Origin of the sequence: Serratia sp. LACPHL-BACT-2024-00286, assembly GCF_043109535.1 — a bacterium.
GTDB lineage: Bacteria > Pseudomonadota > Gammaproteobacteria > Enterobacterales > Enterobacteriaceae > Serratia > Serratia sarumanii.
This window is the reverse complement of record NZ_JBICNA010000008.1, coordinates 130,872-152,199: the sequence shown is the minus strand read 5'-3', so window position 1 is coordinate 152,199 and position 21,328 is coordinate 130,872. Positions and strand designations below refer to the sequence as shown.

At 60.3% G+C, this 21,328-nt stretch carries 19 protein-coding genes; 6 read left to right on the top strand and 13 right to left on the bottom strand.

The window, feature by feature from the left end:
- Positions 1–24 precede the first annotated feature (24 nt).
- On the top strand, positions 25–942 hold the full coding sequence (locus ACF8MC_RS21835) for a DMT family transporter (protein ID WP_033654470.1): 918 nt from the start codon (positions 25–27) through the stop codon (positions 940–942).
- On the opposite strand, the gene ACF8MC_RS21830 is transcribed toward ACF8MC_RS21835, so the two are convergent.
- The 9 genes from ACF8MC_RS21830 to ACF8MC_RS21790 form a co-directional block, all read right to left on the bottom strand.
- Complete coding sequence (locus ACF8MC_RS21830; RefSeq protein ID WP_164105595.1) at positions 939–2,432, bottom strand: PLP-dependent aminotransferase family protein; 1,494 nt, start codon at positions 2,430–2,432, stop codon at positions 939–941. The two genes, ACF8MC_RS21835 and ACF8MC_RS21830, sit on opposite strands and share 4 nt — an antisense overlap.
- 79 nt (positions 2,433–2,511) lie before the next feature.
- Positions 2,512–3,135, bottom strand: coding sequence for a LuxR family transcriptional regulator (locus tag ACF8MC_RS21825; RefSeq protein WP_033649366.1), 624 nt, complete (start codon positions 3,133–3,135; stop codon positions 2,512–2,514).
- A 109-nt stretch (positions 3,136–3,244) separates the two neighbouring features.
- Positions 3,245–3,775 (bottom strand): fimbrial protein, encoded by a 531-nt coding sequence (locus ACF8MC_RS21820; RefSeq protein ID WP_226911557.1) that lies wholly within the window; start codon positions 3,773–3,775, stop codon positions 3,245–3,247.
- An 8-nt stretch (positions 3,776–3,783) separates the two neighbouring features.
- Positions 3,784–4,728: a fimbrial protein gene (locus ACF8MC_RS21815; protein WP_060446112.1), complete on the bottom strand. Its 945-nt coding sequence runs from the start codon at positions 4,726–4,728 to the stop codon at positions 3,784–3,786.
- On the bottom strand, positions 4,706–5,317 hold the full coding sequence (locus ACF8MC_RS21810) for a fimbrial protein (RefSeq protein ID WP_033636359.1): 612 nt from the start codon (positions 5,315–5,317) through the stop codon (positions 4,706–4,708). Before ACF8MC_RS21810 ends, ACF8MC_RS21815 begins: the two co-directional genes overlap by 23 nt.
- Before the next feature lie 11 nt (positions 5,318–5,328).
- On the bottom strand, positions 5,329–6,072 hold the full coding sequence (locus tag ACF8MC_RS21805; protein ID WP_033654467.1) for a molecular chaperone: 744 nt from the start codon (positions 6,070–6,072) through the stop codon (positions 5,329–5,331).
- 30 nt (positions 6,073–6,102) lie between these two features.
- Positions 6,103–8,604, bottom strand: a complete 2,502-nt coding sequence (locus ACF8MC_RS21800; RefSeq protein ID WP_164105592.1) for a fimbria/pilus outer membrane usher protein — start codon at positions 8,602–8,604, stop codon at positions 6,103–6,105.
- A 79-nt stretch (positions 8,605–8,683) separates the two neighbouring features.
- Positions 8,684–9,235 carry a fimbrial protein gene (locus tag ACF8MC_RS21795; protein WP_033649363.1) on the bottom strand — a complete coding sequence of 184 codons (552 nt, stop codon included), beginning with the start codon at positions 9,233–9,235 and terminating at the stop codon, positions 8,684–8,686.
- Between the two features lie 88 nt (positions 9,236–9,323).
- Positions 9,324–9,860 carry a fimbrial protein gene (locus ACF8MC_RS21790; protein WP_033636355.1) on the bottom strand — a complete coding sequence of 179 codons (537 nt, stop codon included), beginning with the start codon at positions 9,858–9,860 and terminating at the stop codon, positions 9,324–9,326.
- A 1,105-nt stretch (positions 9,861–10,965) separates the two neighbouring features.
- Here ACF8MC_RS21790 and ACF8MC_RS21785 point away from each other — a divergent pair.
- The 3 genes from ACF8MC_RS21785 to fetB all read left to right on the top strand — a co-directional run bounded on the left by ACF8MC_RS21785 (position 10,966) and on the right by fetB (position 12,881).
- Entirely contained in the window at positions 10,966–11,253 is a 288-nt protein-coding gene (locus ACF8MC_RS21785) for a FaeA/PapI family transcriptional regulator (RefSeq protein ID WP_033649362.1), read from the top strand.
- A gap of 190 nt (positions 11,254–11,443) precedes the next feature.
- Entirely contained in the window at positions 11,444–12,121 is a 678-nt protein-coding gene (fetA, locus tag ACF8MC_RS21780) for an iron efflux ABC transporter ATP-binding subunit FetA (RefSeq protein WP_033636353.1), read from the top strand.
- Positions 12,108–12,881, top strand: coding sequence for an iron efflux ABC transporter permease subunit FetB (gene fetB / locus ACF8MC_RS21775; protein WP_033636352.1), 774 nt, complete (start codon positions 12,108–12,110; stop codon positions 12,879–12,881). Before fetA ends, fetB begins: the two co-directional genes overlap by 14 nt.
- A 36-nt stretch (positions 12,882–12,917) precedes the next feature.
- On the opposite strand, the gene ACF8MC_RS21770 is transcribed toward fetB, so the two are convergent.
- Both ACF8MC_RS21770 and ACF8MC_RS21765 read right to left on the bottom strand, forming a co-directional pair.
- Complete coding sequence (locus tag ACF8MC_RS21770) at positions 12,918–13,754, bottom strand: TIM barrel protein (protein WP_060423586.1); 837 nt, start codon at positions 13,752–13,754, stop codon at positions 12,918–12,920.
- 32 nt (positions 13,755–13,786) lie between these two features.
- Positions 13,787–15,229: a sugar porter family MFS transporter gene (locus ACF8MC_RS21765; RefSeq protein WP_033636350.1), complete on the bottom strand. Its 1,443-nt coding sequence runs from the start codon at positions 15,227–15,229 to the stop codon at positions 13,787–13,789.
- Positions 15,230–15,785: 556 nt separating this feature from the next.
- On the opposite strand from ACF8MC_RS21765, the gene ACF8MC_RS21760 reads away from it, so the two are divergent.
- Positions 15,786–17,291 (top strand): CoA-acylating methylmalonate-semialdehyde dehydrogenase, encoded by a 1,506-nt coding sequence (locus ACF8MC_RS21760; RefSeq protein WP_015379335.1) that lies wholly within the window; start codon positions 15,786–15,788, stop codon positions 17,289–17,291.
- A gap of 77 nt (positions 17,292–17,368) precedes the next feature.
- The gene (iolB, locus tag ACF8MC_RS21755) at positions 17,369–18,190 is read left to right on the top strand and encodes a 5-deoxy-glucuronate isomerase (RefSeq protein ID WP_033636349.1); all 822 of its coding nucleotides are present in this window, start codon (positions 17,369–17,371) and stop codon (positions 18,188–18,190) included.
- Between the two features lie 38 nt (positions 18,191–18,228).
- Here the strand turns inward: iolB and ACF8MC_RS21750 are convergent, their stop codons facing one another.
- Together ACF8MC_RS21750 and iolC are read right to left on the bottom strand one after the other, a co-directional pair.
- The gene (locus tag ACF8MC_RS21750) at positions 18,229–19,065 is read right to left on the bottom strand and encodes a MurR/RpiR family transcriptional regulator (protein WP_004930856.1); all 837 of its coding nucleotides are present in this window, start codon (positions 19,063–19,065) and stop codon (positions 18,229–18,231) included.
- A 203-nt stretch (positions 19,066–19,268) separates the two neighbouring features.
- On the bottom strand, positions 19,269–21,200 hold the full coding sequence (gene iolC / locus ACF8MC_RS21745; protein WP_060438261.1) for a 5-dehydro-2-deoxygluconokinase: 1,932 nt from the start codon (positions 21,198–21,200) through the stop codon (positions 19,269–19,271).
- Between the last annotated feature and the right edge of the window lie 128 nt (positions 21,201–21,328).

The window sequence follows — 21,328 nt, the reverse complement described above, 5'->3', positions numbered from 1 at the left end:
GCCTCAGGCGTGCGGAGCGTTCACATGACGGACAGTCAGTCTGAAAAAACTCTCGTTGTTCCCCCTGCGCATCCCGCCGCCGGGCATTCGCCCCAGGGCTGGATGAACGGCTTCCTCGGCATGATTATTTTCAGCGGCTCGCTGCCCGCCACGCGGGTGGCGGTGCTGGAGCTCGATCCGCTGTTTCTGACGGCGGTCAGGGCGGCGATCGCCGCCTTGCTGGCGCTGTGTGCGCTGCTGATCACCCGCCAGGCGCGGCCGACGCGGGCCGATTTGCCGCCGCTGCTGTTTGTGGCGCTCGGCGTGGTCATCGGTTTTCCGCTGCTGACGGCGCTGGCGCTGCAGCACACCACCTCGGCGCATTCGCTGGTGTATATCGGCCTGCTGCCGTTGGCGACCGCCGGTTTTGGCGTTTTGCGCGGCGGAGAGCGGCCCAAGCCCGCTTTTTGGGCTTTTTCAGGCGTCGGCGCCGTGCTGGTGGGCGCTTTCGCGCTAAGCCAGGGGAGCGGCGGAGCCTGGCAGGGGGATGCGCTGATGATCGGTGCGGTGCTGCTGTGCGGCCTGGGTTATGCCGAAGGGGCGGTGCTGTCGCGCCGGATCGGCGGCTGGCAGGTGATCTCCTGGGCGCTGGTGGCGGCGTTGCCGTTGACGCTGGCGGCCACTTGGCTGGCGGCGCCGGCCGGTTGGCCTGCCGTCAGCGGCGCCGCCTGGCTGTCGCTGGTTTACGTCTCGGTGTTCAGCATGTGGATTGGGTTTATTTTCTGGTATCGCGGCCTGGCGCAGGGCGGCATCGCCGCCGTCGGGCAGTTGCAGCTGCTGCAGCCGTTCTTTGGCCTGGCGCTGGCGGGCTGGCTGCTGCAGGAAACCGTCCAGCCGATGATGATCGCCGTGATGGCCGGCGTGGTGGTTTGCGTGTTCGGTGCCAAGCGCTTTTCCCGCTAGGCGCCGCTGCCGGCGCAGGCCAGGATCACCTGTCCGAGCCGTTCCACCGCCTGTTGCACCTGGCGGTCGGCGTAACCGCCCAATCCCAGCACCAGACCCGGCTCACCGTGGCCGGGCGCATACATCGGCGACACCGCCCGCAGCGCCAATCCGGCTTCGTTGGCGCATTGGGCGACCCGCACGTCATCGAGATCTTTCCTCAGCCACAGCACCATGTGCATGCCCTGATCGCAGGGCTGCACTATCGCCAAATCGGCGGGGATGTGCGTGTTGATCGCCTCGATCAGCACCCGGCGTTTCTCGGCGTAGACGCCGCGCATTTTGCGGATATGCCGGTCGAGATACCCTTCGGCGATAAAGGCGGCCAGCACGTGTTGATCCGCGCTGGGCGGATGGCGATCCATCAGGATCCTGGCGCCGCAAAAGGCGTCGACCAGCGGTGGCGGCACGATGGCGTAACCCAGCCGCAGCGAAGGGAACAGCACCTTGCTGAAGGTGCCGAGATAGAGCGTTCGCTCGGGCGCCAGCCCCTGCAGCGAAGGGAACGGGTGGCCGGCGTAGCGCATCTCGCTGTCGTAGTCGTCTTCCACGATCCAGGCCTGCCGCTCTTTGGCCCAGCCCAACAGGGCGCTTCTTTTCACCATGCTCATCGGCATGCCCAGCGGATATTGATGGGACGGCGTGACAAAGGCGGCGCGGGCGTCGGCGGCCAGGCGGATACCGGCGGCGACGTCGATGCCGTCGGCGGCGACGGGCACCCTAATCATGCGCCGATCGCGAAACAGGCTGTCGAAAATAGCGGTGATGCCGGCGTAGGCGGGGTCTTCCACCCAGGCGCTGTCGCCGGCGTCCAGCAGGATCTGGGCGGCCAAATAGAGCCCTTGTTGCGTGCCGGAGGTGATGAGGATTTGCTGCGGCGTGCAGTTTACCGAGCGGGAACGGCGCACATAGTCGCAGATGGCTTCGCGCAGCGGCAACGCGCCCAGCGGATCGCCGTAGCCTGACGGGGCGCCGGGGCCGCGCGCCCGGATGCGGTTGCCGAGCCGCCGCCAGATATCGTCGGGCGCGGTATCGCCGATCGGCACCGAGACGGTGAACGGCACCGGCGGCAACGCCCGCGCCTGGGCGGCAAAGCGCGCCAGATGCTGCGCCTGTGCGGAAAGCGGCACGGCTGTGGACGGAGCGGCCTGCACCGTGGCGTGTGGCGTGCGACGCGACGCCTGATAGTGGGCGACCCGGGTGCCGGAGCCGGGCTGCGGTTCGAGAAAACCTTCCGCCGTTAGCTGAGCGAACGCCTCCAATACCGTGCCGCGCGCCAGATTCAACGCCGCCGACAGCCGGCGCGTCGAGGGCAGCAGATCGCCCGCTTTCAGATCGCCCCGGTGGATGGCCTGGCGCAGGGCCTGCGCCAGCTGGTGGCTAAGTTGACCCGCCTGACGATCGAGCTCGCCGAGGGCGGGGACGTCAACGGCTTTGGCTGTTCTGGGCATGCATTACGGCTCGCTTTGCAGTACGAAAATGAGTATTCAGAGTAAACCACTCTGGCGTCACTCGCGAGCCTGTTGTCGTTCAGTTCAGCTCCCGCTGATTCAGCAGCACCCGATTCAACTCGCTGTTTTTGCGCACGTTCAGCTTGCGCATCGCCGAACGTTTGTGGGCGCTGATGGTTTTCTGGCTGCGCTGCAGCAGGCCGGCGATGCTACAGGCGGACATGCCGCTGCTCATCAGGCCCAGCACCTTTTTCTCACAGTGGCTCAGCGCGGCGAGGCGGCAGGCCTGGCATTTCCATATGTCGGCGGCGTGCAGCGCCATCCACGGCTGCTGAATGAATTTTTCCAGCGCCATCTGCAGCTTGAGGCGAATGGCGTAAACCGAGTCGCGCCGGTGGATGCTGAACAGCGGAGACAGGTTTTTCACCTGTTGCTGGGCCGTGTCGTCGAGGATCAGCAAGGTCAGCTGCCGCTGGCGCGGGATGCCGTAGGGGCTCCGGTAGCAGCAGGCGCAGCCCCAGCGCTCTTCCGGCGTGCGGAACACGATTTCGATGTTATCCAACGCCTGCAGCGCCAGCGGCGAGAACTGCGGGTACAGGCGCTGGCATTCGTTCAGGGAGTGCAGATAGTCCTGCAGCAGCAGACGCAGCCCCTGCTGGTAGAAGTTATCGCTGTCGAACAGCGTGAAGCGAATATCTGGCATGGGTGGCTCCTTAAAAGGCCGCGGCGCCGCGCCGGAGCGAACGGTGACGGCCAATCGCCGGCGTTTGCGCGCCGGTCGTTTTCCTGATTTCCCTGAGGCGGTGCGGGGCTTATTGGTACGCCAGCACAAAATTGGCGACGGAACTGAATTCGCCTTCGGTAAGGCTTTTATCTTTCATCGCGCTCGGCCGGGCCTGGACATAGGCGCTGAACCTCAGGGCGTTGGGGCCGTCTTGCAATGTCACCGCATCGGCCGGCGTGCCCAGATCAATCGCTTTGCCAGCACCGTCGAACAGCGCGATGGCGGCGCCGTTGGCGCCATTGTTGATCGCCAGCTTGCCCGGCAGTTCGGCATCTTCGGTGCCGGTAAAGGTGGCGGTGACCGATTTGAAAACGGCGGTTTTACAGTCGGTTAAGCGAATGGAAAATGACACGGGGTTGGTATGGCCGTAGCGGTACAAGGTTTTGATCAACACCGTATCCATCTCGACGGTCTGGTGAAGAGACTGCGGGTCGATATTGCAGGGTCTGCTTACCACGGAGCCGAAAAAGTCTATTTCCTTATTTTCCGCCGCGACTGCGGAGGAAAATAGAAAACCGATGCCGCACAGAGCGGTGATTGTCCGATAGCTCTTCATCATCACCACCATTAAATATAATTAATCAGCAAGATTACGGTCTTGCGGAAATTGCCTTCCTGTCCTTCCCCGCTGGCCTGCAATGAGGCGCTGTAGGATTTTTGCACCTGATCGCGGCCACTCATGTCGGCAAAGCTGTCGAACTGATTGTATTTAATCCATTTGGGGTTGGAATTATCGTGGATGCGCAAGGTTGAACCATTGTCCATATTCAAGCCGGTAGCGTCGGTCAGCGTGCCGTTTTTCACCATGAAATTGGCCTCCAGCGCGAAGCTGTCGCTGCAGCCGTTTTTGCGGATCAAGATGCTGAAATCCTTGCTCGCTACGGTGCCCGCATTGGGTTTCCAGGTCGGGATCTCACCGAAGTCAACGCCTTCCGGGGTTGAAAGCTCCACCGAAGCGGCGCACTGGATCACCTTGATTTTATCCAGCCCGGTTAGGGTGAAACGGTAATTTTTTCCCGGGTGGACGTTGATGCCGCCTACGCCATCGAGCTGAAAAACGGCGATCTGACTGGCGCCCCCTGCGGTGATTTCTCCGGTTTTTTGCAAATAAACCTGATAGTTGACATGACCGAGCTCCCGTTGCTTGGGGGTACGAAACATATCGGTTTGTACTCGGGAGTTGATCAAGCCGAGATCCCGGCCGTTATAAATCACCCCCATGGCGATGCCGGCGGCGAACTGCCGGTTGTCCGGATTGGGATAGAAGTAAACCCATTCCCCCTTGGGTTTGCTGGCGTGCGCCCAGCACATAACGTCGCGGCTCATCGGTTTGGAGGTCCAAAGCCGGCTGCCGACCGGTAAGGTGGCCGGTATGGTCAACCGGCCGATATCCTCGCTCTCTTCGGTAATGCCGTTCTCGGTATTCAGATGGCATTCCAGCGCCTGAGCGCCGAATGGCGTCGCCAGGCAACCCAGCAACGCCAGGCGTTTATAAATAGACCAGCTGGACATGCACCACTCCTTTGAATTGGTTTGCTTCGATGAACGGACGGGTTGATTCCAATTGAGCGCTGAACCACAACGTATTGCCGCCGGGCTGCAAGACATAGGGGGCGCCGGGTTGGTTGAGGGACAGCGCGCGGCCCCGTTGATCTTTCAGCCGCAGGCCAACGCCTTGTACGCCGCCGTGCAGCTTCAGCAACTGCGGATTGTCGGGATCGCTTTCACCGAGGAACACCAGCGTGGCGGCCTGCTCCCCCCGCAGGTAAAGCCTGCCGGCGTCGCCGTTGCGCATGCCGGCCGGATTGTCTGCCAGCGCCTTGGCGCCCAGCAGGCAATGGGTAAAGGCGAGACGAAAACGTACCGGCGCGCTTTGATCGCCGACACGCCGGAAGGCGAGCGTGCCGATCTCACCGAGATCGACCGACTGATCGCGGCTGTCCGGCGCCAGGCTGCAGGGAGAGCTCAGCAGAGCGCCCTGAAAACCGACGGTGCCGCTGGTGCCCTGAACCTCTCCCGGCGGAGAGGCCATTGCGGCGCCGTTGCCGAGCAGCAAGGCGCCGATCAGCAGAGGCCGCAGGCGGCCGGTGAAGTCAGCCATGCCGTATCTCCTTATTTTTTTCCGGGTGCGGCGGTGCAGAGGCTAGCGCTGCAGGTGAAGCGCAGCTCGGGGTGGCCGCCGAAATCATTGATATAGGTGACGACGAAGGCGTCGAACCCATGGTCGCGCAAACGCACTTTTTCGCTGGATTTGGGGGACAGCATCACCGGCTGAAAATCGCCGATCGCGCCACCGCCTTGTTTCTGCGTCTGACGGGCGATGCCGGTCAGCGTGATGTGGAACGGCGTCGGATTTTCGATGGTGAAACCGTCGGCGGTTTTGTGGAACACCAGCTGTTCTTGCCATATCTCACCCTGCGGTGCGACGATGGCCTTCGGGCGGAAGAACAGTTTGATCTGCGTTTGCAGCGCCAGCTGCATCACGTTGGCTTTGCTGCTTTTGGGCGGAATTTCGCGCAAATTGAAATAAAACACCGATTCGCGATCTTGCGGCAATAGCTCGGCTTCCGGCGTTTTGGTAATGCGCACGACGCTGCGTTCTCCGGCTTCCACCCGTTGCAACGGCGGCAATACCACCAGCGGCGAAACGATCTTTTGATGTTGCGCATTCTCGATCCAGGCCTGAGCAAGGAAAGGCAACTCTTTGTTCTCATTGGTTATGTTAAGGCTGATCGATTTGGCGTCGCTCACATAGATGGCGCGCGTGCGATCCAACGCGATCGCCGCGTCGGCCGTCGAAGCCAGCGTCATCAACGCCAGGCTGCCCGCGGTTACTGCTATCGAATGTTTGTTCATGTTATGCGTCTACTCTCAATGTGTTGCGGATTACGGTTTGGCACACGGCAACAGCAGCCGGTCCAGCGGTTTGGCGGCGCCTGGGATGGCGATGCGGCACTGACGGCGGCCTTCCCAGGCGACGTCCAACCGCTCTTCCGGTTGGACGCCGGTCAGATACACCGAGCCGCCGTCGTTCACCACCGCGATCTCCCGTCCGGTTGCACTCAGCACCGTGGCGCCGAACGGCGGTTCGCTACCGTCCGCCAGTTTGATGGTGGCTAACAGCTTGCTGCCTTTCACCACCTCGAAGTGGCGATAACCGATGGCGCCTTCCGTCAGCGTGCCTTGCACCACCGCGCGCGTGGCTTCAACGTCGTCCGCCAGCTTGTTGACGTCGATGCGCGTATCGGTGTTGTAGTAGCTGGTGATGTCCGAGATCACCGCCAATCCGAAGCGGTTGCTGTAAGCGCGGCCGTTGTTGATCGGCACGCCGGCGACGCCGTTGGTATCCAGCATCATGCGGCTGCCGCCGTTGCCGGCGTTCTGGTGCGCGGCGACGCCGTGCCGGGTAGCGGTCAGGCCGCCGCGGAAAGTTCCGCCTATCGAGGAGTAACTGCCCTGCTGATAAGACGCGTTGGCGTTGAGCGTGCCGAACGACGCGTTATGGGTGTAGTAACCGCTCGCCGTCGGTTTGCCGGACTGGGTGACGCCGCTGCCGACCTGCCAGGTATTGTTGATGTCGCTGTTGTCGGTGTAGGTCGCCGTTTGGGTCACGTCGCGGTTATTGACCTGCAGCGCGTAGCCCAGACGGTTGTGCTCGCCGATAGGCACGGTGAAATTGAGCATCGCGCTATCGTCGGTGCGGCCCCGATAGTGAGTGCGATAGGCCGCCAACGAGGCGGTGATGTTGCTGATCCCGCCGAAGTCGAACAGCTTGCTGGTCGACATGCCGTAGCGGTTTTGCGCGCCTGCGTCCCAGTAAGTCTGGTGTGAGTAGGTCAGATAAGCGGTGATCGCCTGAGCGCTGTCCTCCGCCATAAAGGTTTTGCTGGCGGTGACGGTATACAACTCTTTTTGTCGGCCGCTGTAGCGATCGTCAATGTCGCCGTAGCGCGCCTGCAGGTACTGCGACATGGTCATAAATTTGCGCTGCGAAAAGCGGTAGCCGGCAAAGGTGATTTGGCCGTTGAGCTCGTCGAAACGTTTGGCGTAGTTGACCTTGAATGACATGCCTTTGGCGCTGGGTTCATCGGGCAGGCGCGCGATCGACTGCGTGGCGTCCACCGACAGGGCGCCGAACAGGTTCAGGTCGCGCCCCAGGCCGAGAGCCCAGGCGTTGTAATCGCCGCCGAGCAGCGCGCCGCCGTACAGCGACCAGGCGTTGCTCAAGCCCCAGGAGAAATCGCCGGCGGAGAACACCGGCCCTTGCGTGCGGTGATCGTAGGCAGACGGCTTGCCCAGCGCCACGTTATAGCGCACGTAGCCGGGGCGGGTCAGATAAGGAATGCTGGCGGTATCTACCTGAAAAGTGGAAACGCTGCCGTCTTGTTCTTCCACTTTCACATCCAGTTTGCCGCGTACCGAGCTGCTGAGATCCTGAATGGCGAACGGCCCGGCGGGCACCGTGGTTTGATACAGCGTGCGGCCTTCCTGAGAGACGGTGATCCGCGCGTTGCTTTTGGCGATGCCGCGTACTTCTGGCGCGTAACCCTGCAGGTTGGGCGGCAGCATGCGCTCGTCGCTGGCGAGGTTGAGGCCGGTAAAACGGTAGGCGTCGAACACCGGCGAATTCAGGTAGGTTTCACCCAGCGTCAGCCTGGCGGCCTGCATCGGCAGCGCGCGGTATGCGTAGATCTGATTCCAGTCGAAATTGCTGTCGCGCCGGCCGTATTGTTGGTTGAAATCGGTCTGGTAATCGGCGCGCAGGCGCCAGGCGCCCAGGTTGGCGCCCAACGTACCGTAGCTGCTGAGGTTTTCGGCGGTGCCGTTGTCGTGGTGCTGTTTACCGATTTGGCCGCTGAGATTGTAATCCAGCAGCACGCCGGGGATGCCATCGTCCCACTGCTCGGGCGGCGTCCAGTCGGGATCGGAGTATTTCATCCAGGCCTGCGGAATGGTGATCGCCAGCACGCCGCCGCTGATGCGATCGGAAACCGTTGCGCCTTTGATGCCGCGAATGTCGGCACACTGGTTGTCGCGCCACAGGGTGACTTTTTTGGCCGCTTCTTCTTTCAGCGCCATTTTTTCCACCAGGTCAGGCGGCAGGCACACCTGGCTGCCGCTCTTGTTATCCGGCGACGGGAAATACTGAATGCTGCGCTGGGGCAGCGTTTTCTGGTTGATTTTGATATCCAGCAGATAGGTGCCCGGCATGACGTAATCGGCGTCGGAAAAGCGGGATAAGTCCACTTTGCTGCGTTCGCCAATATCCAACACGTCGGTATTGAATTCCGTGGCGGAAAAGACCGGTTTTGCCCAGAGAACAGAGAGAATGACGATGATGGGCGTTTTTTTTATTGTCAGTAAAGACGTCATAGAATGATCACTCATGGCAAATCCGCGCCTAATAGCAGGTCATCCCGTAAGACCTGAATACGTAATGCTGTACAGCGTTCCTAACGAAAACCGGCTACAGATAAGACAGGGTGAATTTGGCCAATGAGCTGAAACCGCCCGCCCGTGCCCTGTCGGGGTGAATGCGCAGCTGGGCGCCAAAGCGCAGCGTGTTATCGCCGGCAACGATCAGATAATCCGCCGTCGTGCTGCCGAGCGGGATCGGGGTGCCGGCGTCGGTCAGCAACTCGATAGCCATGCCGCGCGCCTCGCCATGGACGGCGAGCCATTGCGGATCTTGGCTATCCGCGATGCCGCTGAAGGTGAGGTTGGCCGCGCGATAAATAAAATCGGGCTTTATCTGGCTGGCCAGTTCGCAGTTCACCAACCTGATGGCGAAGTGGCGGCGGCTGCCGATGAGGCTCGGCTGGGCATCTCGCCCGGCGTCGCTCATTGAAACCAGCCCGAAATCAACGGTTTGATCCAAACTGTCGCCGGCGATGTTGCACGGCGTTTCGACGATTTCGCCGCCCAGGCTGACTTTGCCGTGGCCCTGAGTTTTCGCCGTGGCGCTAGCGCTGCCGATGCTGAGCGCGATCAGCAATGCGCCTCGCCAATGGATGGTCATGCTGGCTTCTCCCTGTCGAGATCGGTTCCTTTGCCGGAGCCGGCGTCGTTAAGCATGGGGATGCCCGCGCCGGCATCCCCAACGAGGCTTACTGATAAGCCAGGGTAAAGTTCGCCACGCTGGTGAACTGGCCCGGCACGACGGCGCCGGAAGCGCTGTTACCTTGCAGGTATGCGGCGAATTTCAGGGCGTTGTTGCCTTCGTTCAGGCCCTGGCCGTCCGTTGCGGTGCCCAGCTCAACTTCCTTGGCGTGCAGCTGGTCGTAAATCACGATGCCCGCGCCGCTGGCGGAACCGCTCAGCGCCAGCAATTTGCTGTTGACGGCATCCGGCGTGCCGGTGAAGGTCACCTTGACGTTTTTCATGGTGTTGAGCGCGCAGTCTTTCAGCTCAATGCTGAAGGGTTCGGCGCTGGATTTGCCTTCTTTGGCCAGGATGCGGCTGCTGATCTGGCCCATCGGGACGGTTTGATCGACGGAGTCCGGCGTGATGCTGCAAGGCGCATCGATAATTTCACCGCTAAAGGTCACGGTGCCGCTGCCCTGGTTCGGGGTCGGCGCCGCATGTGCAACGGAGGCGGTAGAAAAAGCAATGGCGGTCGCCAGCATTAATTTATTCAGTTTCATTTCTCAGGTTCCTGTAGAGAGTATTTAAATAAAAAGAAAAGCACACCTAAATCCCCGCAGAGCAGCAACGCCCTGTTAGCCGCACTGCGATGGGAGCCAGATCCTTTTGCTTTGGGCAATACGCACACTTTTCGTTATTTGCTTTTAATAACGAAATGGTTATGTGATGTTTGGTCGGTTTTATTTGATTTTAAAACCCGAATATCAGTATGGCGTTTTGCTGGGAATATTCTTGCAAACAATAGCATTACTTGGAAATAGATTTTGTTGAAATAACTCAAATTCAGAATATAAAACCAAAAGGAAAAAGTTAAATATAAGATCAAAAACCAATAGATCGTATGTAAATATTATCCAGAATAAATGACTGCATAAATAAGGTTATGCGAGATATTAGATCGACTGTAATAGCTGTTGCCCTACAATGCGCAATATCGCTTTGCTAATATTACGCTTTGACGAACATTGAAGAATTTTCTTTATGAAACAAAATGAAAAACATAAGCATTTGTTTTGTATGATTTTGTGTGGTTAGTTGTCCCTATGGCGTTCCACCGCCTATTCCTGGGTTGTCGAAGGGGTGTTAACAAAAAAATAACAACAAGGCAGAGGGAAGATTATTCTTATCAGATGCTATTTTTTGGACGCGCTTATGTTATTTAACCCATTGTGATTAACCAGAAAAGGGCAGGTGATGCCGTAGGCATTACATAATAATGACCTAAGTGATAATCAAAGGATGAACGATGGAATGATTACTGAGATTAATGCATTTAACAGATGTAAGGCGCATGCGTTGACAATGTTGGTAATTATGTATTCGCGGTTCGTTATGGGATTGTTTAAACATCTTCATATCATGATAACCATGAAAAAAATTGCACAGAAAAATCCTAGTGAAAAATCCGAGGAACAATGCATGACATTTTATCGGCAAAGGTTGGATTCATTAATAAATATTCATTCGCGCGGTGATAGGCAGCGCCAGGTCTATTTTATCGGAACAACGTCGTTTGCGCGGACGCCGCCGTGATTTATGCCCCTGCGCATCACTGACGTGCAGTCATGAACGGGGGCTCAGCAGTAACCACTCAGGAGGAATGCTATGGCCAAGGTGCCGAAAACGTTTGAAAGTAGAAAATCGCTGATGCTGGATGTGTTGCGGGGATTGTGCCGGGATCTTGTGGAAGGGGCCGGGGGCCTGCATCCCCCGCCGGAGCAGTGGCCGAAGACGCGCGAGCTGGCGGATAAATGCGGCGAAAACATTTATACCACCCGCACCCTGCTGCTGGCGCTGGAAAAGGAGGGCAAGGTCCGCTGCACCCACCGCAGCATCAACAATTCTCTACGCTGGTACAGCTGCGACGAACAGGCAGCGATAAAAAAAGAGTGATTCGACCCTGGCGGTCGCTTTTGACTATTCCTACAGCTAATCATTAGTAAAATTTATTATTTGACGGGGCGTTTTGCTCCGTCAATCCTCCTCTCCGCTCGCTGCCATCCGCACAGGCATTGCTAATATGTTTTTTGCGGCCATATACTTATCGCTCAGACGGGAACAGGTGTAGGGAGCCGGCATCGTAATGAAGGAAAAGAAAGACATACTGAGATTGGATGATATTCATTATCAAATAGACAACCAGGTGATCCTGGACTCCGTCTCTTTCACGCTGGGTGAAGGCGAGTTCAAACTGATCACCGGGCCTTCCGGCTGCGGGAAAAGCACCCTGCTGAAAATCATCTCTTCCTTAATGGATCCGACCAGCGGAAACCTCTATTTCGACGGACGAGCGATCGCCGAGATGTCGCCGGAGGCGTATCGCAAACAGGTTTCTTACTGCTTCCAGACGCCGGCGCTGTTCGGCAATACGGTTTACGACAATCTGGCGCTGCCCTACCAGATCCGTCAACAGTCGCCGGATGAACGAAAAATGCAGGCCGATCTGGCGCGTTTCGGGCTGCCGGAGGCGATGCTGACCAAAAGCATCAATGAGCTGTCCGGCGGGGAGAAGCAGCGCGTGTCCCTGATCCGCAACCTGCAGTTTATGCCCCGGGTGCTGTTGCTCGATGAGATCACCAGCGCGCTGGACGAGGAAAATAAGCGCAACGTCAATGAGATAGTGCATCAGCTGGTGGCGGAGCACCGGCTGGCGGTGCTGTGGGTGACGCACGATACCGAAGAGATAGCGCATGCGGACGAGGTGATCACCCTGCGCGCGCACGGCGCCGAGCAACAGGAGCAACAGCATGAATCAGCATAACATCACCAACGAATCCTTAGGCTTGTCGATGATCCTGGTGGTGGTCGCCATTCTGATCAGCCACCGGGAAAAGCTGGCGCTGGAAAAGGACATTATCTGGAGCATCTGCCGCGCGGTGGTGCAGCTGATCATCGTCGGCTACGTGCTGAAGTACATTTTCGATCTGGATAACGCGGTGCTCACCGTGTTGATGGTGCTGTTCATCTGCTTTAACGCGGCCTACAACGCCAAGAAACGCAGCAAGTACGTCGAACACGCGTTCGTGACGTCGTTTATCGCCATCACCACCGGCGCGGTGCTGACGCTGGCGGTGCTGGTCTTGACTGGCTCCATCGAATTTACGCCGATGCAGGTAATCCCCATCTCCGGGATGATCGCCGGTAACGCCATGGTGGCGGTGGGATTGTGCTACACCAACCTCGGCCAACGTTTCAAAAGCGAACAGCAGAAGATTCAGGAGATGCTCAGCCTGGGGGCGACGCCCAAGTTCGCTTCGGCGGCGCTGATCCGCGACAGCATCCGCGCTTCGCTGATCCCGACCGTGGATTCGGCGAAAACCGTTGGGCTGGTCAGCCTGCCGGGCATGATGTCCGGGCTGATCTTCGCCGGCATCGATCCGGTGAAAGCGATCAAATACCAGATTATGGTGACCTTCATGCTGCTTTCCACCGCCAGCTTGTCGACCATCATCGCCTGCTATCTGGCCTACCGTAAGTTTTACAACGCGCGCCACCAGCTGGTGGTCGGCAACCTGAAGTAACGCCATGAAAAACGGCCTCCGCGGAGGCCGTTTTTTTTACCCTTGCAGCAGGGCGATGCTCTGGCGGATTTCCCGTTCGATATCCGCCTCGCTCCAGCCGTCCAGCTGCGAAGAGAAGGGCTCGAAGGCATAGACGCCGGTGTAGCCCAGGCGTTCCAGGTTTTGCACCTGGCGGCGGCTCTCCAGCCGATCGCCCTCGCTCAACATGATGCGCTCTTCGTCGCTCAGCGCGCCTTTATCTCGCCCATCCTCCACGCCGGACAGATGCACCAGGCCGATCTGCGCCACCTGGATCTGCGCGTCGAAGTCGGCCTGCGCCACACCGCTTAAATAGTGGTGGAAAGTATCGAGCACGATGCGGTACGGCGCGCCCGAATCGCGGATGAGCGCCTGGGTCAGCAGCGACGATCGCAGCGAGCTGATGCCGAAGCCCAGCGGCTCGACGTACCCCTGCACGCCATAGCGGGCAAACAGCGGCGCCAGCAGCCGCAGCGCGGCGAGGGTGTCGTCGCGTTTTTGCTGCTCGCCGCGCGTGTCATCGGCGCTGCAGTGCGGGCACAGCACCAGCGCCCGGCTGTGGATGGCCTGCGCCTGCGCCAGCAACGCTTCGGCGCGCTGCTGCAGCGCCGCCGGGTTGTCCATCAGATTGAACATGCCGAGGGCGTTGATCGTGACGATCTCGATGCCGTATTGCGCAGCGAGCGCATTGAGCTGCGCGTCGCTCAGATCGTCGGTCACCTTGCCGCTGGGCATATCGTTGCGCAGCTCAACCTTACTGAGCCCGCAGCGTTTCACCAGGCGGAAAAAACTGTCCAGATCGAGATTCGGCGCGATCTTGCGGTTAATGCAGAAGCGGTCCAGTGCAATGGTCATGAGGCATTACTCCAGCGGTCAGGGTTGAGAGATCAGGATTTGCCGTTTTCCAGCGGCAGCGGCTTGCCGTCGGGCAGGGGGTGGCGGTGGCGTTTAGCCAGCACCACCTGCTCCATTTTTTCCAGCGAGACGCCTTTGGTTTCCGGAATATAGCGGCCGATGAACCAGTAGCTGAACAGGCAGCAGGCGGCGAAGATCCACATCGGGAAGGCGCCGTGGAAATGCGAGAACAGGTAAGGGTGGTCGTTGATCATCGGGAACGACTGCGACACCGCGAAGTTGGCGACCCACATGCAGCCGACGGCGATGCTCATCCCCTGCGCGCGCATGCGGTTCGGGAAGATTTCCGACACCAGCACCCAGGCGCCGACGCCCCAGGACAGCGCATAAAACACCATGAAGAACAGCATGCCGAACAGCGCGAAATAGCCGGTGGCCTGGGTGTAGAGCGCGTACGAGGTGAGCAGCAGGCCGGCGATGGCGCCCAGCGTGCCGTAACGCATCAGCGGAATGCGGCCCATGCGATCCATCAGCATGGCGCCGATGACCGAACCGACCAGCTGCAGCACGCCGATCCAGATGGTCTGAAACAGCGCTTCCTGCGCGTTTTCGGTGACGGTTTTCAGCACCACCGGCGCGTAATACATCATTACGTTGACGCCGGTCACCTGCTGCAGCATGGCGATCATGCAGCCGACGAACAGGATGAAACGCACCCGCACATCGCCGTAGTTCAGCTTCCGATGCCGCTGCTGTTGATCCTGCTGCAGCGAGTCTTTGATTTCTTTCAGCAGATTCTGCGCGTGGGCGGCGTTGGAAACCTTGGTCAACATCGCCAGCGCCTGATCGTCGCGGCCCATCATCACGTTCCAGCGCGGCGACTCAGGAATGACGAACACCAGGATGCAGAACAGAATGCAGGGGATGACGCCCGAGGCGAACATCCAGCGCCAGCCCATTTCCACCAGCCAGGCTTCGCTGGCGAGGCTGGCGATTTTGAAGTTGACGTAGAAAATCACGATCTGACCGAACACGATGGCGAACTGCTGCATACTGAGCGCGCGCCCGCGCATGTCCTTTGGCGACACTTCCGACATGTACATCGGCGACACGGTGGCGGCGATGCCGACCGCCAGCCCGCCGATGATGCGGTAGATGACGAACCAGGTGAAGGTCGGGGCCAATGCTGCGCCGACGGCGGAAACGGTGAACAGCAGCGCCGCCAGCATCAGCGCCTTTTTACGGCCCCAGCGCGCCGCCAGCGGCCCGGCGGCGAAGGCGCCGACCACGCAGCCGATCACCACGTTGGAGACCGCCCAACCGGTTTCGGCCGGGCTGAGATTGAAATAGGTTTTCAGCGCTTCGATCGCGCCGGAGATCACGGCGGTATCGTAGCCGAACAGAATGCCGCCCAGGGCGGCGATGCCGCAAATTCGCAATATGTAGCCGGTATTGTGCTTACGCTGATATGACATGTGTTGCTCCGATTTTTATCCTGGCTTCCGTCCGCACGGTTGGGTTATCGGGAAGAGGGCGAGCGGAAGGGTGTGAACCGTGCCTGTCATCAAGGCGATGTCGTCGATAAATGCTGGAACAAACAAGAACATTTATTTCATAATTAGTGAATAATGGAATATTGATTTTTAGATCCAGTTCAAAAAAAACCGTCACGCGCGATCCGGGCGCCTTGGGCGTTCGGGGGCGGGCGGTAACGGCGACAGGGCAGGCGCGGTGCGGGTTTTCTGTAGCAAAGTCAGTGTGTATTGCCCCTGGTTTCTCCTGCGCCGTTGCGCTTTCCCTGGCGCGGTAATGAAAGCGCCAACCCGATCGACACCGCAAAATTGCGACCTCACGCACTAAAAACAAATTTTTCAAAACAATTTATTTGAAACTTTTTTTTCAATGAAATAGAGTTTGCTGCATCCGGTCAGGATGTAGCCGGCTTGCCGACGGGGTTTGGCGAGCGGGACGATTAACGCCGCGCCGCCGGCGAGTGGCCAGGCGACAGCGGACTTGAAAAGAGGGCGTGACATGAAAACCGTGGGTAACTTTATTGACGGGCAGGTGTGCCTGAGCAGCAGCAATCAAACCGTCGACGTGCACAACCCGGCCAGCGGGCAGGTTGAGCGGCGCGTCACGCAGAGCACCGCCGCCGAAGTCAAGCAGGCCATCGACGTGGCCCATCGGGCGTTTGCCGATTGGTCGCGCACCACGCCGCTGCGCCGCGCGCGCATCATGTTCAATTTCAAGGCGCTGCTGGAACAGCACCGCGACGAGCTGGCCGAGCTTATCGTCAGCGAGCACGGCAAGGTGTACTCGGATGCGCTGGGCGAACTGACGCGCGGCATGGAAGTGGTCGAATTCGCCTGCGGCATCCCGCATCTGATCAAGGGCGAGTATTCGCCGGACGTCGGCAGCGGCGTCGACAGCTTCTCGCTGATGCAGCCGCTGGGCGTGGTGGCGGGCATTACCCCGTTCAACTTCCCGGCGATGGTGCCGATGTGGATGTTCCCTATCGCGCTGGCCTGCGGCAACACCTTCATCCTCAAGCCGCCGGCGCTGGTGCCTTCCGCCTCGGTGCGCCTGGCGGAACTGCTGAAAGAAGCCGGCCTGCCGGACGGCGTGTTCAACGTGGTGCACTGCGCCAATGAAGACGCGGCGCAGCTGTGCACCGATCCGCGCATTCAAGCGGTGAGCTTCGTCGGCTCCTCCACCGTGGCGGAACATATCTATACCACCGCCAGCGCGCACGGCAAGCGGGTGCAGGCCTTCGGCGCGGCGAAGAACCAGGCGATCGTCATGCCGGACGCCGATCTGGACGCCACGGTCAACGCGCTGATGGGCGGCGCTTTCGGCTCCGCCGGCGAGCGCTGCATGGCGCTGCCGATCGCCGTGGTGGTCGGTGACGACACCGCCGATAAACTGATCGCCAAACTGAAGCCGCTGATCGCGCAGCTGCGCGTCGGGCCGGGCTTGCAGCAGGGCGGAGAAGAGAATGAAATGGGGCCGCTGGTGTCGTCCGCCCACCAGAAAAAGGTGCTGGGTTACATCGATCTGGGCGTGGAAGAAGGCGCCACCCTGGTGGCCGACGGCCGCAATTATCAGGTGCCGGGCTATCCTGAAGGCTACTACGTCGGCGGCACGCTGTTCGACCATGTGAAGCCGAACATGCGCATCTACCGTGAAGAGATCTTCGGGCCGGTGCTGGGCATCGTGCGGGTGCCGGATTACCGCACCGCCATCGACACGGTGAACGGCCACGAGTTTGGCAACGGCAGCGCCATCTTTACCGGCAGCGGCCACTACGCGCGCCAGTTCGTGCAAGAAGTGCAGGCCGGGATGGTCGGCGTCAACGTGCCGGTGCCGGTGCCGATGGCGTTCCACAGCTTCGGCGGCTGGAAGCGCTCGGTGTTCGGCGCGCTTAACGTGCACGGCACCGACGGCGTGCGCTTCTACACGCGCATGAAGACCGCCACCGCGCGCTGGCCGGCCGGGCAGCAGACGGTGTCCGAATTCAGCATGCCGACGCTGGGTTAAGCGATCGCAAAGTATGAGCGGGCCGTTGCTCCTTCGGGGCAACGGCCTTTGCACGGGGAGTTAACAGGAGAATCGAGATGTCTTCACTGCTTGCCAAATGTCAGACGCCGAACGCCGAGGGGCGTATTCAGCACGTGACGCCGGAAAATGCCGGGTGGCGCTATGTCGGTTTCGACGTTTATCGCCTGGCCGCCGGGCAGTCGCTGCAGCTGGAGTGCGGTGACAAGGAGCTGTGCCTGGTGCTGGTGGCCGGTATCGCCTCCGTCGCCACGCTGCGCGCCGAATACCCGCATATCGGCAAACGCATGAGCCCGTTCGAGCGCACGCCGCCTTACGCGGTGTATGTGCCGCACCACGATCGCATCGACGTGCGGGCAGAAACCGATCTGGAGCTGGCGGTGTGCAGCGCGCCCGGCAGCGGCCACCTGCCTTCACGGCTGATCACGCCGGCGGATATCGGCGTGGAGCGGCGCGGCAAGGGGCGTAACCAGCGGTTGGTGCACAACATTCTGCCGGACAGCGAGCCGGCCGACAGCCTGCTGGTGGTGGAGGTTTACACCGACGAGGGCAACACCAGTTCCTACCCGAGCCACAAGCACGATCGGGAAGACTCGCCGGACGAAACCTATCTCGAAGAGACGTATTATCACCGCATTCAGCCGGAGCAGGGGTTCTGCATGCAGCGTGTCTATACCGACGATCGCACGCTCGACGAGTGCATGCCGGTCTACAATCGGGACGTAGTGAAAGTGCCACGCGGTTATCACCCGGTGGCGACCCTGGCGGGCTACGACAACTATTATCTCAACGTGATGGCCGGGCCGGTGCGGCAATGGAAATTCACCTGGGAAAAAGACCACGCCTGGATTAACGGCGACGGCTATCCCGCCGCGCAATAGGCGCCTGAGGCCCGGCTTGCCGGGCTTTTTTGTCAGCCTTACTCGTCCCGGGCGTTATTCAGCGCCAGCGAAACCGCCAGCGTCTGCGCCAGGCACATCGAGGCCACCTGCGAACGGAACCCGTCCACCTGCGCTTCGCGCACCACGAAACAGACGTCGCTGAAGGCGGCCAGCGGGCTGACCTGGCTGTCGGTGATGGCGATCTGCTGCGCGCCGCGCTTGGCGCCCAATTCCACCAGTTCCACCGCCTCGCGGGCGTACGGCGAATAGCTGATGGCGATCACCACGTCTTTCGGTTTCACCATGCTCAGCTGTTCGGTGAACATGCCGCCCAGGCCGTCGATAAGAAACGCGCGGCGCTCCAGATGGCGCAGCGCATAGGTGAGATAGGAGGCGACGCTGAACGAACGGCGCAGGCCGATCACGTAGATGTTTTCGGCGTTGTTGAGCAGTTCGACGGCGCGATCCAGCTGCTCGGGGGCGATCTGCATCGCCAGCTGCTGCAGCGCCTGCGCGTTGACCATGGTGAATACGTTGAGAATTTCCGCCGGTTTCTCCGGCGCGACGTTGTCGTCGGTGGAGGTTTGGCGGAACAGGCGCGCGCGCTCGGTATAGTTCACCGTCTCTTCCATCAGATGCTGACGGAACACCTGCTTCATTTCGTTGAAGCCGCTGAAGCCGAAGGCGTTGGCGAAACGGATCAGGGTGGAAGGCGGCACGCTGGCCTGTGCGGCGATGGAGGCAACGGTATCGAAAGCGATGCTGTTACTGTTATCCAAAATATAGCGCGCCACCTGCTTCAAACGCTTGCTCAGCGTTTCATAACGGTGGCGGATCTCGTCCTGTAACAGCGAAAGTTGAGTTGGGTTGTTCATCCATTCGGCTCGCAGTGGGGTGAAGGCGCATTGGCCTGACGCCTGAAATATTGACAGGGTATTTTAACAGACGGAGCGGAAATTTCATTTCCTCAAAAAGCGATTTATTCGATCGCACATTGCGCGACTTCACAGAAAATAGGCAAAAAAATCCCCTTAAAGCGGCGAAATGGCCTTAAGGGGACGTGAACCTGCTCTCGCTGTCAGTGCGCGCCGCCCGCCTGCGGGCGGTACTGGCGCCAGAAACCGATCAGCGTCAGGTATTTTTGTTTCACCTGCTCGATCAGGGCGGCGTCGTCGATTTCCCCCTGCAGCCAGCGGCGCGAAGGTTGGCCGAAGATAGTGCGGCCGACGGCGAAACCCTTCACCCAGCGCGCATCCGCGGCGGCGGCAAAGCCCGCCTTCAGCACCGCTTCCGGGGAGTCGAGCCCCAGGATCAGCACGCCGCGGCAGAAGGGATCGTAGGTATCGATCAGCGCACCGACCCGCCGCCAGTTTTCCGCGCTCAGCGGCGGCAGTTTCCACCAGTCCGGCTGAATGCCCGACTGGTAGAAGTGCTCAATCATCTCCAGGTAATAACGTTCGTCCTTGTCGGGGTTGTTGTCCGGCAGGATCACTTCCAGCAGCAGCTCGTGGCCGGACTTACAGCAGCCGCGGTAGACGTCGGCGATCAGCTCATCCTGCTCGCGACGCAGTTCCGCCGCGTCGTGCGGGTGATAAAACACCAGGCACTTCACCACGTGCTCCTGCGGCCAGTCGATCAATTGCGAGCCGATATTGCCGTGCTCCAGGCGCAGCGGGCGCGAACTGGGCAGCTCTACCGGCCGGCCGATCCACCATCCCTGGCCGGTGATCTCGTTCAGCGCCGCCTGCCCGTAGGTGGTGTCGGCCAGAATGCCGCTGTTGCCGTTGAGGCCGGCCTGCGCGGCGGCCTGTTGCGCCGCGGTCAGCAGCAGGGTTTTCAGGCGCGGAATGCGCTCCTCGCCGACGCCGGCTTCGCGTGCCATGTCCGCCAGCTGCTTGCGGTGATCGAAGGCGAAGACGCACAGTTCCGGCCACTGTTGCTTGCGGGTGGTGACCCGGTGCAGGTGGTTCAGGCGCGCATCGCGGTCCGGGCGCGTGACCTGCCGTTCACGCAGCAGGTAGTCGTCCAGCTCCCGTTTGGTCGGCATCGCCGGCGCGCAGCCGTGGCGCGAGACCACCAACGCGCCGCAGGCGTTGGCGTAGCGGCAGGCCTGATCCCAGCCCTCATCGTTCAGGTAGCCGCGCAGCAGGCCGGACATAAAGGCGTCGCCGGCCCCCAGCACGTTCAGCACCTCAACCCGCACGCCGGCGTGCAGTTTCACCTGTTCCCAGCCATCGGCGATTTCGCCCTCGAACACCGAGCAACCCTGCGCGCCGCGCTTGCACACCAGCGTGGCCGCCGTGGCCCGGCGCACGTTTTTCAGCGCCGTCAGCGTGTCGGTGCTGCCGCCGGCGATATGAAACTCTTCTTCGGTGCCGACGATCAGATCGAAATGGTGCAGCACCTCCTGCAGCTCGCGCGTGACCTGGTCCGATTCCACAAAGCGGGTTTCTCCGTCGCCCAGCGACGTCAGCCCCCACAGCACCGGGCGGTAATCGATGTCCAGCGCGGTGCGCAGGCCGTGGCGGCGCGCGTATTCCAGCGCCTTCAGCACCGCGGCGCGGGTGTTCGGGTGCGACAGGTGCGTGCCGGTGATGGCCAGCGCGCGCGAGGAGGCGATGTAGGCCTCATCGATGTCGTCCGGCGTCAGCGCCATGTCCGCGCAGTTTTCGCGGTAGAAGATCAGCGGGAAGGTTTCCTGGTCCTTGATGCCGAGGATCACCAGGCCGGTTAATCGCTGTTTGTCGGTGATCAGGCAGCGGGTATCGGCCCCGACGCGCTGCAGTTCTTCGCGCAGAAAGCGGCCCATGTGCTCGTCGCCGACGCGCGCCAGCATGCCGGATTTTAACCCCTGAATGGCGGTGCCGTAGGCCACGTTGCCGGAAGAACCGCCGAGGTACTTGGCGAATGTGCCGGCGTCTTCCAGCCGCGCGCCGATCTGCTGAGCATAGAAATCGACGGCGATGCGCCCGAGACAAATGACATCAAGCTGTTTTTCTTGTGTAGCCATACCCGTTTCCTTCTGTTTAAGCAAAACTCCGGCGGCGGCCCGAGCGTGGCGCCCTGCAGGAAGCATGTGGACAGTATGGGGAATGAAAATTTCAATTTCAATATAGAATGAAATTTACACCCCAAAAA